Source organism: Stenotrophomonas sp. 78350_Sma, assembly GCF_056482105.1.
This window is the reverse complement of sequence record NZ_CM151182.1, coordinates 2,293,879-2,309,400: the sequence shown is the minus strand read 5'-3', so window position 1 is coordinate 2,309,400 and position 15,522 is coordinate 2,293,879. Positions and strand designations below refer to the sequence as shown.

General features: G+C 66.2%; 15 protein-coding genes. 14 read left to right on the top strand and 1 reads right to left on the bottom strand.

The genetic code is table 11. The annotated features are described in order from the left end of the window. Positions 1-11: 11 nt before the first annotated feature. Complete coding sequence (gene flgA / locus ACZK4H_RS10740) at positions 12-668, bottom strand: flagellar basal body P-ring formation chaperone FlgA (protein ID WP_099552268.1); 657 nt, start codon at positions 666-668, stop codon at positions 12-14. Between the two features lie 260 nt (positions 669-928). Between flgA and ACZK4H_RS10735 the strand changes: the two genes are divergently transcribed. The 14 genes from ACZK4H_RS10735 to ACZK4H_RS10670 all read left to right on the top strand — a co-directional run bounded on the left by ACZK4H_RS10735 (position 929) and on the right by ACZK4H_RS10670 (position 15,481). Beyond that, the gene (locus ACZK4H_RS10735) at positions 929-1,873 is read left to right on the top strand and encodes a chemotaxis protein (protein WP_099552269.1); all 945 of its coding nucleotides are present in this window, start codon (positions 929-931) and stop codon (positions 1,871-1,873) included. Between the two features lie 138 nt (positions 1,874-2,011). Beyond that, on the top strand, positions 2,012-2,407 hold the full coding sequence (gene flgB, locus ACZK4H_RS10730) for a flagellar basal body rod protein FlgB (protein WP_099552270.1): 396 nt from the start codon (positions 2,012-2,014) through the stop codon (positions 2,405-2,407). A gap of 3 nt (positions 2,408-2,410) precedes the next feature. Next, positions 2,411-2,818: a flagellar basal body rod protein FlgC gene (gene flgC, locus ACZK4H_RS10725; RefSeq protein WP_010485892.1), complete on the top strand. Its 408-nt coding sequence runs from the start codon at positions 2,411-2,413 to the stop codon at positions 2,816-2,818. 23 nt (positions 2,819-2,841) lie between these two features. After that, complete coding sequence (locus ACZK4H_RS10720; protein ID WP_099552271.1) at positions 2,842-3,525, top strand: flagellar hook assembly protein FlgD; 684 nt, start codon at positions 2,842-2,844, stop codon at positions 3,523-3,525. A 32-nt stretch (positions 3,526-3,557) separates the two neighbouring features. Further along, a complete protein-coding gene (gene flgE, locus ACZK4H_RS10715; RefSeq protein WP_099552272.1) occupies positions 3,558-4,781 on the top strand; it encodes a flagellar hook protein FlgE in 1,224 nt (407 codons plus the stop codon). A gap of 32 nt (positions 4,782-4,813) precedes the next feature. Further along, complete coding sequence (locus ACZK4H_RS10710) at positions 4,814-5,563, top strand: flagellar basal body rod protein FlgF (RefSeq protein ID WP_099552273.1); 750 nt, start codon at positions 4,814-4,816, stop codon at positions 5,561-5,563. Positions 5,564-5,665: 102 nt separating this feature from the next. Further along, entirely contained in the window at positions 5,666-6,451 is a 786-nt protein-coding gene (gene flgG, locus ACZK4H_RS10705; RefSeq protein WP_005409571.1) for a flagellar basal-body rod protein FlgG, read from the top strand. Positions 6,452-6,473: 22 nt separating this feature from the next. Beyond that, complete coding sequence (flgH, locus tag ACZK4H_RS10700) at positions 6,474-7,166, top strand: flagellar basal body L-ring protein FlgH (RefSeq protein ID WP_099552274.1); 693 nt, start codon at positions 6,474-6,476, stop codon at positions 7,164-7,166. Positions 7,167-7,168: 2 nt separating this feature from the next. Further along, positions 7,169-8,305: a flagellar basal body P-ring protein FlgI gene (locus ACZK4H_RS10695; RefSeq protein ID WP_099552275.1), complete on the top strand. Its 1,137-nt coding sequence runs from the start codon at positions 7,169-7,171 to the stop codon at positions 8,303-8,305. A gap of 1 nt (position 8,306) precedes the next feature. Beyond that, complete coding sequence (locus ACZK4H_RS10690) at positions 8,307-9,506, top strand: flagellar assembly peptidoglycan hydrolase FlgJ (RefSeq protein WP_099552276.1); 1,200 nt, start codon at positions 8,307-8,309, stop codon at positions 9,504-9,506. 8 nt (positions 9,507-9,514) lie between these two features. Continuing rightward, positions 9,515-11,395, top strand: coding sequence for a flagellar hook-associated protein FlgK (flgK, locus tag ACZK4H_RS10685; RefSeq protein WP_099552277.1), 1,881 nt, complete (start codon positions 9,515-9,517; stop codon positions 11,393-11,395). After that, positions 11,392-12,594 (top strand): flagellar hook-associated protein FlgL, encoded by a 1,203-nt coding sequence (flgL, locus tag ACZK4H_RS10680; protein WP_049432134.1) that lies wholly within the window; start codon positions 11,392-11,394, stop codon positions 12,592-12,594. The genes flgK and flgL overlap by 4 nt, the downstream gene beginning before the upstream one ends. A gap of 418 nt (positions 12,595-13,012) precedes the next feature. Next, complete coding sequence (locus ACZK4H_RS10675) at positions 13,013-14,233, top strand: flagellin (protein ID WP_099552278.1); 1,221 nt, start codon at positions 13,013-13,015, stop codon at positions 14,231-14,233. A gap of 72 nt (positions 14,234-14,305) precedes the next feature. Beyond that, positions 14,306-15,481, top strand: coding sequence for a flagellin (locus ACZK4H_RS10670; protein ID WP_099473109.1), 1,176 nt, complete (start codon positions 14,306-14,308; stop codon positions 15,479-15,481). Positions 15,482-15,522: the final 41 nt, after the last annotated feature.

The following is a 15,522-nucleotide window of genomic DNA, read 5'->3' as shown; positions in this document are numbered from 1 at the left end:
TTTGCGGTAAATCAACGCGCCACGATTACGTCACCTGCGGCGTCGACCGTGCCCTGCACGATCCGCCGCGAGGACAGGTTCTCCACCGAGACCCGTTCATTCTCACCGGCATCGCCCATCGCGCGACCGGCAATGCGGACCTCGACCGAGCCGCGACGTGACACCAGGGCCACACTGTCTCCTCGCTTGATGAGACGCTGCACCACCAGATCGTTGTTCGACAGCAGGGCCCCGGCCTGCAATGGACGGCGGGCGATGCGACCGATCGCCGCGTTGGGATCGGCCAGCACAGCACCGGCAATCCGGGCCGCGTCACGCTGGGCAGTCGTGATATCGGCGGCGGTGAGGGTTTCTCCAGTGCCGATTCCACGGTTGAGCACCAGCACGGTCTGGTTGCGCCGCACCTTTACCGGCACGAACAGGCGCCAGCCGCCCGCGTCGGGGCAACTGACCTCGACCGTGGTGTTGGCAGTGGGCTGCACCTGCAGCGCGCCGCCACACTTCGGCAGGCGCAGCGCATCGGCCACCTGGGCCTCGCCCTCGCTGCCCGCCGGCAGGGTCGTCAGCGCTGCGGCGCGGATGCTGGCTACGGGCTGCCAGTCGGAGGCCGCCGCCCACGGCGAGGCCAGGGCAAGCGCGACGGCCAATAAAGATGTGACCCGGCGCATGGCGCCTCCTGTCGATGGGACCTGGCCCAGCTGCGTGCAAGGGGCGTGCCAGAGCGACGGGGCCTGTTGATCGAGTCCGGGGCGGGGATGCGACCGGATGGGTAGAGTCGACTGTCAGTCGACTTTCGCGCGAAGCGCGGGGGTTCCCACGAACGGATCGAAGAGCAGTCGACTGACAGTCGACTCTACAGAAGCGGTGTGGAGCACGCGGGCGGCACACCACCCTCAAGTTCTGCCGCCGCAGCGCCGATACAGCAGCCATGTCCCATGACCTGCTCAACCGGATCGACCAGCGGACCCGCCTGGCCGGCCACAATCGCCTGGCGCTGCTGCTGTTCCGTCTCGGCGGACGTCAGCTTTTTGGCGTCAATGTCTTCAAGGTGCAGGAAGTCCTGCGGCGCCCGGACCTGTTCCAGGTGCCCGGGCTGCCCAGCCAGTTCTCCGGCGTGGCCGACGTACGTGGCCGCTCGGTGCCGGTGCTGGATCTCGGCCTGGCCATCGGCCATCCCGAACGCGAGCCGGAGGCCGACACCTCGCCCGGCTATCTGGTCGTTACCGAGTTCAACCGCTCGATCCAGGGCTTCCTGGTCAGCGGTGTGGAGCGCATCGTCAACATCGCGGTGGAAGACATCCATCCGCCACCGGAGCTGGGCGCCGAATCGAGCTACCTGACCGCCGTAACCCGCTTCCAGGGCGAGCTGATCCAGGTCATCGATGTCGAAAGCGTGCTGGCCGACATTGCCCAGGTGCGCGGCGAGGCGGTGCTCGACCCCGCGATGGCAATGCCCTCCGACGGCCCGCAGCTGCAGGTGCTGGTGGTGGATGACTCGCGCGTGGCCCGCCAGCAGATCCGCAGCGTGCTCGACCAGCTGGGCGTAGGTGCCACCCTGCTCTCCGACGGCAAGCAGGCACTGGACCACCTGCTGCAGATCCACGCTTCCGGCGAGAACCCGGCCGAACGCTACGCCATGGTCATCTCGGACATCGAGATGCCGGCCATGGACGGCTATACGCTGACGACGGAAATCCGGCGCCATCCGGGCCTGGCCGGCCTGTATGTGCTGCTGCATACCTCGCTGTCGGGCGTATTCAACAATGCGATGGTCGAGCGCGTGGGTGCCAACGCCTTCGTCGCCAAGTACTCGCCGCACGAGCTGGCCGACTTCGTGCTGGACCGCCTGCGCAAGGTGGCGTTGGCGGCCTGACGTCCACTGATCCGGTAGTGCCGGCCGCTGGCCGGCATTCGCAGATCTATCGGGGAGCCGGCCAGCGGCCGGCACTACCCTCTCGAATTTGGCACACCCCTTGCAACTTCCCGGGCAACGTTCCCGTGGGAGTGCACCGTGCGCAACCTGATTACCGACTACCTGGGCGTCCATGCCCAGGCCATGCCGTTGCGCGAACAGCGGATGAAGCTGATCGCCAGCAACCTCGGCAATGCCGACACTCCCGGCTACAAGGCCCAGGACCTGGACTTCGATGCCGCCCTGCGCCATGCCCAGGGGCTGGATGCCAACGGCCTGATGGCCACCACCCACGAGCAGCACTACGAAATCAGTAGTGGCCTGAACCCGTTCCAGATCGCGCGCGACGGCGTGCAGCCCAGCCTGGACGGCAACACCGTCGATCCCGATGCCGAGCGTGCGGCCTATGGCCGTGCCGCGCTCGAGTACCGCGCTTCGCTCAGCTTCGTCGAGAGCAAGGTGCGTTCCATGCTGACCGCGATCACGGGGCAATAAGCCATGAGCAACCTGCCGATCTTCGATATCGCCGGCTCCGCGTTGCAGGCGCAGTCGGTGCGCATGAGCACCATCGCCTCCAACCTCTCCAACGCCGACACCGTCGCCGGCTCCGCCGACGCGGTGTACAAGCCGCTGGAGCCGATCTTCCAGGCCGTCACCAGCAAGAACGATCCGAACATCACCTCGGTGAAGGTCAAGGAGATCACCCAGAGCGAGGCCGCGCCGATCAAGCGCTATGAGCCGGGCCACCCGCTGGCCGATGGCGATGGCTACATCTACCAGCCCGACGTCGATCCGGTGGCGCAGATGGTCAACCTGATCTCGACCTCGCGTAACTACCAGGCCGGCGTGGAGATGCTGACCACCGCCAAGGAACTGGCCCTGGCCACCCTGACCATGGGCCGCTGAGGCCCGCAGTACCGGATACCGCCATGACCACCGCCGTCAACAACCAGACCAATCAGGACGTCTACGCCGCACTCGGCCTGAACGCCCCGAACAGCAACGCTACGAAGAAGAAGAACACGCTGGACCAGGCCGACTTCCTGCGCCTGATGACCGAGCAGCTGCAGCACCAGGATCCGCTGAAGCCGATGGACAACACGCAGATGGTCGCGCAGATGGCGCAGATGTCCACCGTGCAGGGCATCACCGATCTGAACAAGACGGTGAAGGGCTTCCAGGAATCGATGGCCAGCGACCAGGTGCTGCGCGGTGCCGCATTGGTCGGCCACCAGGTGCTGGTGCCGTCGGAAAAGCTGGTGCTGGAGAAGGAAGGCAGCGTTGAAGGCACGGTGGCCGCGCCTTCGGCCGGCATCATCACCGTCGACGTCACCGATGCCACCGGCGCCAAGGTCACTTCGCTGAGCGTGGAAGCCAAGGCCGCCGGCGAAACCGCCTTCAAGTGGGACGGCAAGGACGCCAACGGCAAGCGCATGGAACCGGGCAAGTACTCCATCGTCGCCAACCACGTCGACACCGCCGGCAAGAGCACCAAGTTGTCCACCTACGTGCAGGCACCGGTGGAAAGCGTGACCGTCGGTTCCGACGGCCTGTACCTGAACCTCAAGGGCCTGGGCACGGCCCCGATCGACTACGTGCTCCGCGTCAGCTGAGCCGCACACCCCGCACTTACCAGGAGCATCCCATGGGCTTCAATGTCTCGCTGTCCGGCATCAATGCCGCCAATTCCGACCTGAGCGTCACCGCCAACAACGTCGCCAACGTCAACACCACCGGCTTCAAGGAATCGCGCGCCGAGTTCGCCGACCTGTTCTCGGCCACCGGTTACGGCCTGTCGAAGAACGCCGTGGGTTCGGGCGTCCGTGTCTCCAATGTTGCCCAGCAGTTCAAGCAGGGCCACAACGAACAGACCGGCCGCAGCCTGGACATGGCCATTTCCGGTGAGGGCTTCTTCACCATGAACATGAACGGCACCCGGGTCTATTCGCGCGCGGGCAACTTCCAGACCGATGCATCGGGTTACGTGGTCAACCCGCAGGGAGCGCGCCTGCAGGTGTTCGCGCCGAATGCAGACGGCACCAACTTCGATGCCGGCCGCATGGTCGACCTGCAGCTGCTGACCACCGACAGCCCGCCGAAGCAGACCAGCGAAGTGAAGGTTGGCTTCACCCTGCCGGCCAACGCCAAGCAGCCGACCGTCACCACCTTCGACCCGACCGACTCCAACAGCTACAACCACTCCAGCGGCGGCATCACGGTGTACGACTCGCTGGGCGTGAGCCACATCCAGGTCTCCTATTTCGTGAAGGGTGCCAACCCGAACGAGTGGACCGTGCGCAACTACGTGGACGGCCAGCCGGCTGGCGCACCGACCCCGGTCACCTTCGACAACAGTGGCAAGCTCACCGCGCCGGCCAACGGCAAGGTCAGCCTCGGCACCTTCACCCCGACCACGGGTGCGGGCGTGCTGAACATGACGCTGGATATCAACGGCTCGACCCAGTACGGCGAGAAGTTCGCGCTGCGCAACACCCAGCAGGACGGCTATGCCGCCGGCAAGCTCAACGAGATCACCGTGTCGGAAACCGGCGTGGTCTACGCCCGTTATTCCAACGGCGCCGACAAGCCGCTGGGCCAGGTCGCGCTGACCACCTTCAACAATCCGCAGGGCCTGGAATCGAAGGGCAACAACCTGTGGGTGGATACCTTCAGCTCGGGTACGCCGCGTACCGGCATGCCGGACACCTCCAACCTCGGCAAGATCCAGGCCGGTTCGCTGGAGGCCTCCACCGTCGACCTCACCGAGCAGCTGGTCAACATGATCACCGCGCAGCGCAACTTCCAGGCCAACGCGCAGATGATCACCACCCAGGACCAGATCACCCAGACCGTCATCAACATCCGTTGATGAACTGCTGACCCCGTCTCGGAACTTCCCGCATGGATAAAGCCCTTTACGTGGCGATGACCGGTGCCCGCGCCTCCCTGCAGGCGCAGGGCACGCTCAGCCACAATCTCGCCAACTCGGACACCCCTGGCTTCAAGGAAGCGCTGGCCAACACCGAAGCCTTCCCGATCAAGGGCCCGGGCTTTGCCTCGCGGGTGGATGCACTGCACGTCGACGCCGGTTTCAACCGCCGGCCCGGCGCGCAGCACATCACCGGCAAGCCGCTGGACCTGGCGCTGCAGACCGGCACCTGGCTGGCCGTGCAGTCCACCGATGGCAGCGAGGCGTACACGCGCGGCGCTGCACTGTCGGTCACGCCGAACGGCCAGCTGGTGACGTCCAGCGGCCGCCCGGTGCTGGATGACAACAACAACCCGATCGCCATTCCGCCCTACCAGGCGATGGAGATCGGTGCCGACGGCACGATCTCGATCATTCCGCAGGGCGAAGGCCCGCAGACGATGGCCCAGGTCGGACGGATCAAGGTGGTGCAGGCACCGGACGAGCGCCTGGAGCGTGGCCTGGATGGCCTGTTCCGCAACACCGATCCGCGCCAGCCGTTTGCGCCTGCGCAGGGCACGGCGGTGCACAGCGGCCAGCTGGAAGGCAGCAACGTCGATGCCGCCGGTGCGCTGGTGCAGATGATCCAGCTGCAGCGCCAGTACGAAATGCAGGTGCAGGTGATCAAGCACGGCGACGACAACGCGCGCAGCGCCAACAGCCTGCTGCGCCTGGGCAGCTGACGGAATTCCGGCGCTGCTTGAATGCGGCGCTGGCACACCGCTTGCACACCCGAAGACAAGGGCCGCACCGCGCGGCCGGCTCCACCAGACAGGACACCGAAGATGAACCAGGCATTGTGGATCGCGAAAACCGGACTGGATGCGCAGCAGATGCGCATGTCGGTGGTTTCCAACAACCTCGCCAACACCAACACCACCGGCTTCAAGCAGGACCGTGCCAGCTTCGAGGACCTGCTGTACCAGCAGGTACGCCAACCCGGCGGCTCCTCCTCGGCACAGACACAGCTGCCGACCGGCCTGCAGCTGGGTACCGGCGTGCGCGTGGTCGCCACCGCCAAGAACTTCGAACAGGGTGGCCAGCAGCAGACCGGCCGCGCACTGGACGTGATGGTCAACGGCCGCGGCTTCTTCGAAGTGCAGATGCCCGATGGCAGCTCGGCCTACACCCGTGATGGCTCGTTCAAGATCAACCAGGACAGCGAGCTGGTCACCAACAGCGGCTACCCGGTGCAGCCGGGCATCCAGATTCCCGAAGGCGCGCAGTCGGTGACCATCGGTACCGACGGCACCATCAGCGTGAAGATGGCCGACGGCGCCGCCTCGGTGGAAGTGGGCGCGCTGACCCTGACCGACTTCGTCAATCCGGCCGGCCTGCAGGCCCGCGGTGAGAACCTGTTCCTGGAGACCACGGCCTCCGGCCCGGCACAGAACGGCAATCCCGGCCTCAACGGCCTCGGCACCGTGGTGCAGGGCGCGCTGGAGGGCAGCAACGTCAACGTGGTGGAAGAGCTGGTGTCGATGATCGAAACCCAGCGCGCCTACGAAATGAACGCCAAGGCGATCTCCACCACCGATTCGATGCTCGGCTACCTCAACAACAAGCTCTGACCGGCCAACCCGGGAAACCGCCATGTCGCCCATTTCCAACTTCGCCCGCACTACCCTCGCCTGCGCCGTGGCTGCCCTGCTCGGTGGCTGCGTGATTGCCGGCGATGTGCGCCCCTATCCGGCAATGGCACCGATCCAGCCGATCATGCCACCGCAGGCCGAACCGACCGCCGGCGCGATCTACGCGGCCGGCCCGACCCTGCAGTTGTATTCGGACCGTCGCGCGCGCGATGTCGGCGACCTGCTGACCATCACCCTGCTGGAAAACACCACCGCGCAGACCAGTGCCAACACAGCCACCAACAAGGAGTCCAACCTGAGCCTGGGCACGCCCTCCATCCTCGGCGCGCCCGTTACGCTGGGCGGCAAGGACATCCTCAGTGCGACGGCCAAGGGTGCGCGTGACTTCACCGGCAAGGGCAACAGCGCGCAGAGCAACCGCCTGCAGGGCAACGTGACCGTGACCGTGGTGCAGCGCCTGCCCAACGGCAACCTGGTGGTGCAGGGGCAGAAGAACCTGCGCCTGAACCAGGGCGACGAGCTGGTGCAGGTACAGGGCATCGTGCGCCCCGGCGACATCAGCGCCGACAACACCGTGCCCTCCAGCCGCGTGGCTGAGGCGCGCATCGTCTACGGCGGCCGCGGCCCTGTCGCGCAGTCCAACGCGATGGGCTGGTTGAGCCGCTTCTTCAACTCCGGCCTGACGCCGTTCTGAGTATGGCCATGAAATCCTTCTTCTCTTCCTCCTGGCAGCGACGCGCGGCGTCGTTCGTCGCTTTGATGCTGCTGATCGTGGCAGCCCCAGCCAGCGCTGAACGCATCAAGGACCTGGCCCAGGTCGGTGGCGTACGCGGCAATGCGCTGGTGGGCTACGGCCTGGTGGTCGGCCTGGACGGCAGCGGCGACCGCACCAGCCAGGCGCCCTTCACCGTGCAGAGCCTGAAGAACCTGCTCGGCGAGCTGGGCGTGAATGTTCCGCCGAACGTCAATCCGCAGCTGAAGAACGTGGCGGCGGTGGCGATCCACGCTGAACTGCCGCCGTTCGCCAAGCCGGGCCAGCCGATCGACATCACGGTGTCCTCGATCGGCAACGCGGTGTCGCTGCGCGGCGGTTCGCTGCTGATGGCCCCGCTGCGCGGCGCCGATGGCCAGATCTATGCCATCGCCCAGGGCAACCTGATCGTGGGTGGCTTTGGCGCGCAGGGCAAGGATGGTTCGCGCGTCTCGGTGAACGTACCCAGTGTCGGCCGCATTCCCAATGGCGCCACCGTGGAACGTGCCCTGCCCGACCCGCTGGCCAATGGCGGCGAGATCACCCTGAACCTGCACAACAATGACTTCACGACCGTCTCGCGCATGGTCGCGGCGCTCAACAATGCGTTCGGCGAAGGTGCGGCACGCGCGGTCGATGGCGTGACCGTGGCGGTCACCGCACCGACCGATCCGGGCGCACGCATCGGCCTGCTGGCTCGCATCGAGAACCTGGAACTGACCCCGGGCAGCGCCCCGGCCAAGGTGGTGGTCAATTCGCGTACCGGCACTGTGGTCATCGGCCAGCAGGTGCGGGTCGGACCTGCCGCGATCTCGCATGGTTCGCTGACCGTGACGATCCAGGAAAACACCAATGTCAGCCAGCCCAACGCGCTGTCCGGCGGCCGCACCGTGGCCAGCCCGCAGTCGACCATCACCGCCACCAATGACGGCAGCCGCATGTTCAAGTTCAGCGGCGGCACCACCCTGGACGAGATCGTGCACGCGGTGAACGCGGTAGGCGCGGCACCGGGCGATCTCATTGCGATCCTGGAAGCCCTGAAGCAGGCCGGCGCCCTGAGTGCCGAGCTCGAGGTGATCTGATATGCGCATCAATCCCGCATTCGATCTGCACCCGGCGCAACAGAACGATCCGGCCAAGATCGACAAGGTCGCGCGACAGCTGGAAGGCCAGTTCGCGCAGATGCTGGTCAAGAGCATGCGTGACGCCAGCTTCGGCGACTCGCTGTTCCCCGGCGAAAACAAGATGTTCCGCGACATGTACGACCAGAAGATCGCCGAGGCGATGACCCGCGGCAAGGGCCTGGGCCTGTCCGGCATGATCAGCCGGCAGCTGTCCGGCCAGGCCGCCGATGGCCCGGCGCTGGATACCCGCGTGGACCCGGCCAAGGCCAGTCGTGCCTATCAGCTCAATGCACCGGCCAAGCCTGCGCCATCGCTGCCGCTGGAAGACGGCAGCCAGGCCGTGCGCCTGCTGCAGCAGATGGCCGCCGGCGCCCAGTCGGGCGCACACGCGGCGGTTGCGCCGATGGAACAGGCGCTGGACCTGATCGCCGGTCGCGAAAGCAGCAGCATGCACCGCTCGCTGGGCACCGAAGATCCGTACATCGGCAGCCTGCAGGGCGAGGACTGGGCCGCCAACAGCGATCAGTGGTCGGCCACCGCCAGCAATCGCGGCACGGCCATCAGCCCGGCCGATGCGATGGCTACCCGCACCGCTGTCGCCCAGCTGGGCGAGCACACCCCCGAAGGTTTCGTCGCCAGCATCTGGCAGCACGCGCAGCGTGCGGCAAAGGAACTGGGCGTGGATGCCCGCGCCCTGGTCGCCCAGGCAGCGCTGGAGACCGGCTGGGGCAAGCGCCACATCAAGCACGCCGACGGCAGCACCTCGCACAACCTGTTCGGCATCAAGGCCAATGGCTGGAACGGCCAGCGCGCCGTGGCCGGCACCCACGAGTATGTCGCTGGCGTGCGCCGCAACGAGACCGCCAGCTTCCGTGCCTACAGTTCGCCGGCCGAGAGCTTTGCCGACTACGTGCGCCTGCTGAAGACCAGCCCGCGCTACCAGCAGGCCCTGCAGGCCGGCACCGATGTGCAGGGCTTCGCCAGTGGCCTGCAGCGCGCCGGCTATGCCACCGACCCGCGCTACGCAGCCAAGATCGCCGCGATCGCCGGCGGACCGACCATCGAGCGCGCCGTCAGCGCCGTGGCAGACGCCGGCGCGCGCCTTGGCCAGACCTTCGCCAGCACCGCAACTGCGGCGCTGGGTATCACCCGTCGTTGAGGAACCCCATGTCCAGCGTACTTTCCACCGGTACCGGTGCCCTGCTCGCCTTCCAGCGTGCGTTGGCGACCACCAGCCACAACGTGGCCAACCTCAATACCCCGGGCTACAGCCGGCAGAAGGTCAACTTCGCCACGGCTGATCCCCAGAACTACGGCTACGGCACGGTCGGCAACGGCACACGCATCACCGACATCCGCCGTACCGCCGACCAGCTGGCGATCTCGCGCCTGCTCGACAGCAGCGGCGAGCTGGCGCGCCTGAAGCAGCTCTCCGGCATGGCCGACCGGGTCAATTCGTTGTTCTCCGACGCGGCAACCAACGTGTCCGGCGTCTGGTCGAAGTTCTTCGATTCGGTCAGCGGCCTGTCCTCCAATGCCGCCGGCACCGCCGACCGCCAGAACATGCTGGACGGTGGCAAGGCCCTGGCCAACCGCTTCGTGCAGCTCAACACGCACCTGAACAACCTCAACAGCGAGGTCAACAACGGCCTGCTGGCCGGCGCTACCGAGGTCAACCGGTTGGCGCAGGAGATCGCGCAGATCAACGGTGCGATCGGCACCAACATCGCTACCGCCGCACCGGACCTGCTCGACCGCCGCGACCAGCTGATCACCCAGCTGATCGGCTACACCGGTGGCACCGCCGTGATCCAGGACGGCGGCATCATGAATGTCTACACCGCCGGCGGAAACGCGCTGGTGGTGGGCACCACGGCGACCAAGGTCACCACCGTTGCCGACCCGTACCAGCCGGAGCGGCTGCAGCTGGCGCTGGAAACGCAGGGCAACACCATCCGGCTGGACCCGAAGGCGGTCGGTGGCCAGATCGGCGGCCTGCTGGAGTTCCGCGACACCGTGCTGACGCCCGCCCAGGCCGAACTGGGCAAGCTGGCGGTAGGGCTGGCCGAGAGCTTCAACCAGGTGCATCACCAGGGCGTGGACCTGTATGGCCAGCTGGGGGGGGACTTCTTCAACATCGGCAACCCACGCGTCACCGCCAACAATGCCAACACCAGTACCGCCAGCCTCAGCGCCACTTACGGCGACCTCGGCAAGCTGGACGCGCAGAACGTGGTGCTGCAGTTCGATGGCAGCAACTGGAAGGCCAGCCGTGCCGACACCGGCGCCAACGTTCCGCTGACCGGCACCGGCACGGCCGCCGATCCACTGGTGATCAACGGCGTCAAGCTGGTGGTCGGCGGTACCCCGGCAGCCAACGACCGCTTCCTGCTGCAGCCGACCGCAGGCGTGGCTGGCAGCATGGAAGTGGCGATCACCGATCCCTCGCGCATCGCCGCCGCAGCGGCGGTGAAGGGCGCGGCGGCGACGTCCAACACCGGCACCGGCAAGCTGAGCGGTGTCACCGTCAGCGATTCGACCAACGCCAACCTGCGCAATCCGGCCGCGATCGTGTTCACCTCGGCCACCACCTACACCATCGATGGTGGCCCGCCGCAGACCTACACGCCCGGCCAGACCATCAGCGCCAATGGCTGGAGCTTCGTGCTGGACGGTGCGCCGAAGGTCGGCGACACCTTCAACATCACTCCGACCCCGGCGGGCTCTTCGGACAACAGCAACGCCTCCAGGCTGTCCAAGGTGGAGAGCACCAAGGCGTTCAACAGTGGCACAGTCACCCTCAACGGCGCTCTGGGCGGCCTGACCACCCAGGTCGGTGCAGCCGCCCGCTCGGCCGAGTATTCGCTGGAAGCGCAGCTGGTGATCAATGACAAGGCGCAGGAAGCGCGCGATGAAGTGTCCGGCGTCAACCTGGACGAGGAAGCGGCCGACATGCTGCGCCTGCAGCAGGCCTACCAGGCCGCCTCGCAGCTGATCTCCACCGCCGACAGCATGTTCCAGACCATCCTGGGAGCCGTCCGCCGATGAGCAGCCGTATCTCCACCAGCATGATGTTCAACCAGTCCGTGTCGCTGATGATGGCCAAGCAGGCCAAGCTCAGCCACCTGGAACAGCAGATCGCCACCGGCAGCAAGATCGTCAGCGCCAAGGACGATCCGGTCGCCGCTGGTGCGGCGGTTGGGCTTGACCGCAGTCTGGCCGCACTGGACCGGATGAAACTCAATGCCGGCAACGTGCAGAACCGGCTGGGGGTGCAGGAGAACACCCTGGCCCAGGTCAACGACCTGATGGCGCGCGTCAACGACCTGACCATCCAGGCCAGCAATCCGGCACTGGGCGCCGCCGACAAGAAAACGCTGATCACCGAATTGAACCAGATCCGCGAGGGTCTGTTGTCGCTGGCCAACGCCGACGACGGCACCGGCCGCTACGTGTTCGGCGGCACCAACGATGGCGATCCGCCGTTCGCCAAGATCAATGGCAAGGTGGTCTACCGTGGCGACCAGACCCAGCGCCAGATTGAAGTCGGCCCCGACACCTATGTGCGGGATGCCCTGCCCGGCAGTGAAATCTTCATGCGCATTCCTACCGGCGACGGCTTCGTCGATGGCGGTGCCGCGGCCGGCAATACCGGCAACGGCGTGCTGACCAACATCACCCGCGATGGCAGCGACAGCTGGAACGGCCAGTCCTTCAGCATCCGCTTCACCGCCGCCGACCAGTACCAGGTACTGGACGGCGCTGGCAACGTGACCGGCACCGGCACGTTCAAGGCCGGTGACAACGTGGAAGTCAACGGTGTACGCCTGCAGATCACCGGCGCACCTGCTGCCGGTGACAGCTTCAATGTGAAGCCGGCAACCAGCCGCGACATCTTCGACACCATGGACAAGCTGATTGCCGCGCTTGATGCCGACACCGGTACCACCGCGAAGATGAGCGCGCAGCAGAACGAACTGCAGAGCGCCCTGCGCGATGTGGCCCGTGCGTCGGAGCGGATGATCGATTCGCGTGCGGCCGGCGGTGCGCAGCTGAAAGCACTGGACAATGCCGCCGACATGCGCGAAGCCAACAGCGTGACCTTGAAGACCACGTTGTCGCAGATGCGCGACCTGGACTACGCCGATGCGCTGAGCCAGTACCAGCTGCAGAGCACCGCACTGCAGGCGGCACAGACGATCTTCTCGCAGATGCAGTCGATGTCGTTGTTCAACAAGATCCGCTGACGCTTCCCAAGCGTCACCCTCTGAAGGCCGCGATGCCCTGCATCGCGGCCTTTTTCGTTCCTGCGTGCCCGTTCAGTCGCGCTCGCCCGGCGCGGTCCGGCGCTGCCGGAAAGCTGCTCCGGCGCATTTTCCGTGATTTCCCATCAAGCCCGGCCCTGCCCCGCCGATACCTTCATCAGCGCTGGTTGGGCATGCCCAACCGCCCCTTCCGGGGTTGCCTTCACGCCCGACCAGGGCTGAAAAACCCCGGGAAAACAGCCTCCGGCACCGGATTTCAGCTTCGACGGAATTCACGGCTAAAGGTTGTTGACAAAGCGCCGTTATTCATTTGGCAACAGCGAAGCACACAGCCACACAAAAAAACAGGCGGCGCTTCGTTTCATTCACCAACGGGTTCCATATAAGAGGAGACGACCCCATGGCACAGGTAATCAACACCAATACGATGTCGCTCAACGCTCAGCGCAACCTGAGCACCAGCGGCAGCTCGCTCGCTACCACCATCCAGCGCCTCTCGTCCGGCCTGCGCATCAACAGCGCGAAGGACGACGCGGCCGGCCTGGCCATCAGCGAGCGCTTCACCACCCAGATCCGCGGTCTGGACGTGGCCATCCGCAACGCCAACGACGGTATCTCGCTGGCCCAGGTCGCCGAGGGTTCGCTGAGCGAAGTCGGCAACAACCTGCAGCGCATCCGTGAACTGGCCGTGCAGTCCTCCAACGCCACCAACTCGGCCAGCGACCGCAAGGCCCTGCAGGCTGAAGTGACCCAGCTGGTCTCGGAAGTCGACCGCGTCGCCAAGCAGGCCGATTTCAACGGCACCAAGCTGCTGGACGGCTCCTTCACCAGCCAGCTGTTCCAGGTCGGCGCCAACGCCGGCCAGGCCATCGCCATCAACAGCGTGGTCAACGCCAAGGCCGATTCGCTGGGCGCGGCGACCTTCGCCAACGGCTACACCGGCACCAGCCTGGCCGCGGCCGACAAGGCCACCGCCGACACCACCTACTCCGGCCTGCAGATCTCGGTGACTCCGCCGGGCGGCACTGCGACCACGGTCACCATCAACGACTTCACCGTGAAGGCGGGTGAATCGATCACCTCGGCCACCTCCGCCGCGATCAACAACAAGCTGGGCGAAACCGGCGTCATGGCCTCGGTCAATGCCGGTGTGATCAGCCTGGCCTCGGTCAAGGACGGCCAGACCTTCACCCTGGGCGTCAGTGCCGCAACCCCGCCGGCCGGCGCCACCGCCGCGACCATCGCCGGCCTGGGCCTGACCCAGACCAGCACCGACGGCGGCCTGCTGACCGGCGCCACGGCCAACTTCGTCAAGGACCTGAACGTCACCACGGCCGAGGGCGCGCAGAAGGCGCTGTCGATCGTCGACAAGGCCCTCGAGTCGGTCAACAGCGTGCGCGCCGACCTTGGCGCGATCCAGAACCGCTTCACCTCGGTGGTGGCCAACCTGCAGACCTCCTCGGAGAACCTGTCGGCCTCGCGCAGCCGCATCCGCGATACCGACTTCGCCAAGGAAACCGCCGAACTGACCCGCACCCAGATCCTGCAGCAGGCCGGTACGGCCATGCTGGCCCAGGCCAACCAGGTACCGCAGAACGTGCTCAGCCTGTTGCAGCGCTGACATGAGCCGCCCCCGGGGCACGTCGGGGGCGTCTAACCCAACTCACGTGCAACCGCTCAAGGACCTCTCCTCATGGCACAAGTCATCAACACCAATACGATGTCGTTGAATGCTCAGCGTAACCTGAGCACCAGCGGCAGCTCGCTGGCCACCACCATCCAGCGCCTGTCCTCCGGTTCGCGCATCAACAGCGCCAAGGACGACGCCGCCGGTCTGGCGATCTCCGAGCGCTTCGGCACGCAGATCCGCGGTACCGACGTTGCCATCCGCAACGCCAACGACGGCATCTCGCTGGCTCAGGTCGCCGAAGGTTCGCTGACCGAAATCGGCAACAACCTGCAGCGCGTCCGCGAGCTGTCGGTGCAGGCCTCCAACGCCACCAACTCGGCCAGCGACCGCAAGGCGCTGCAGGCTGAAGTGACCCAGCTGGTCTCGGAAATCGACCGCGTCGCCAAGCAGTCGGACTTCAACGGCACCAAGCTGCTGGACGGCACGTTCTCCAGCCAGCTGTTCCAGGTCGGCGCCAATGCCGGCCAGGCCATCGCCATCGACAAGACCATCGATGCCAAGGCCAACGCCCTGGGTGGTGCACAGTTCTCCAGCGGTACCGCAACCGCAATCGCCGGTACCGCTGACACCGACACCGCAGTGGGTGCGTTCACCATCACCGACAGCAAGGGCACCGTCTTCAACTTCGGCGCCATGACGGTCAAGAGCGTCGGTGACGCTGCCGCCAACACCGCTGCAAACGGCAAGGCCGTCGCTGCCGCCATCAACGCCAAGATCGGCGAAACCGGCGTGCTGGCCGAAACCGATGCCGCCGGCGCACTGACCCTGACCTCGGTCAAGGACAGCGTGAACAACGCGGGCGCTTTCACTGCCATCGGCAGCTCGCTGGCCGGCTTCGCCGCGGCAACCCCGGTCCCGGGCAAGCAGTTCGCCGACAAGATCGACGTGTCCACCGTGAAGGGTGCACAGCAGGCAATGGAAGTGGTCGACAAGGCCCTGGGTGCGATCAACAGCACCCGCGCCGACCTCGGCGCGATCCAGAACCGCTTCACCTCGGTCGTGGCCAACCTGCAGACCTCGTCGGAAAACCTGTCGGCTTCGCGCAGCCGCATCAAGGACACCGACTTCGCCAAGGAAACCGCAGAGCTGACCCGCACCCAGATCCTGCAGCAGGCCGGTACGGCCATGCTGGCCCAGGCCAACCAGGTGCCGCAGGGCGTGCTCAGCCTGCTGCGCTGATCCGCTCGCTGATCGACCTCCGGGCGCTGCATGACGCGGCG

Excerpts from the sequence above, each read along its gene's own strand:
- flgL (WP_049432134.1), top strand. The coding sequence starts at position 11,392 with ATGAGCAGCCGTATCTCCACCAGCATGATGTTCAACCAGTCCGTGTCG.
- flgC (WP_010485892.1), top strand. The coding sequence starts at position 2,411 with ATGAGCAACCTGCCGATCTTCGATATCGCCGGCTCCGCGTTGCAGGCG.
- ACZK4H_RS10720 (WP_099552271.1), top strand. The coding sequence starts at position 2,842 with ATGACCACCGCCGTCAACAACCAGACCAATCAGGACGTCTACGCCGCA.
- ACZK4H_RS10695 (WP_099552275.1), top strand. The coding sequence starts at position 7,169 with ATGGCCATGAAATCCTTCTTCTCTTCCTCCTGGCAGCGACGCGCGGCG.
- ACZK4H_RS10735 (WP_099552269.1), top strand. The coding sequence starts at position 929 with ATGTCCCATGACCTGCTCAACCGGATCGACCAGCGGACCCGCCTGGCC.
- ACZK4H_RS10670 (WP_099473109.1), top strand. The coding sequence starts at position 14,306 with ATGGCACAAGTCATCAACACCAATACGATGTCGTTGAATGCTCAGCGT.
- flgK (WP_099552277.1), top strand. The coding sequence starts at position 9,515 with ATGTCCAGCGTACTTTCCACCGGTACCGGTGCCCTGCTCGCCTTCCAG.
- flgH (WP_099552274.1), top strand. The coding sequence starts at position 6,474 with ATGTCGCCCATTTCCAACTTCGCCCGCACTACCCTCGCCTGCGCCGTG.
- flgG (WP_005409571.1), top strand. The coding sequence starts at position 5,666 with ATGAACCAGGCATTGTGGATCGCGAAAACCGGACTGGATGCGCAGCAG.
- ACZK4H_RS10690 (WP_099552276.1), top strand. The coding sequence starts at position 8,307 with ATGCGCATCAATCCCGCATTCGATCTGCACCCGGCGCAACAGAACGAT.
- flgA (WP_099552268.1), bottom strand. The coding sequence starts at position 668 with ATGCGCCGGGTCACATCTTTATTGGCCGTCGCGCTTGCCCTGGCCTCG.
- ACZK4H_RS10710 (WP_099552273.1), top strand. The coding sequence starts at position 4,814 with ATGGATAAAGCCCTTTACGTGGCGATGACCGGTGCCCGCGCCTCCCTG.
- flgE (WP_099552272.1), top strand. The coding sequence starts at position 3,558 with ATGGGCTTCAATGTCTCGCTGTCCGGCATCAATGCCGCCAATTCCGAC.
- ACZK4H_RS10675 (WP_099552278.1), top strand. The coding sequence starts at position 13,013 with ATGGCACAGGTAATCAACACCAATACGATGTCGCTCAACGCTCAGCGC.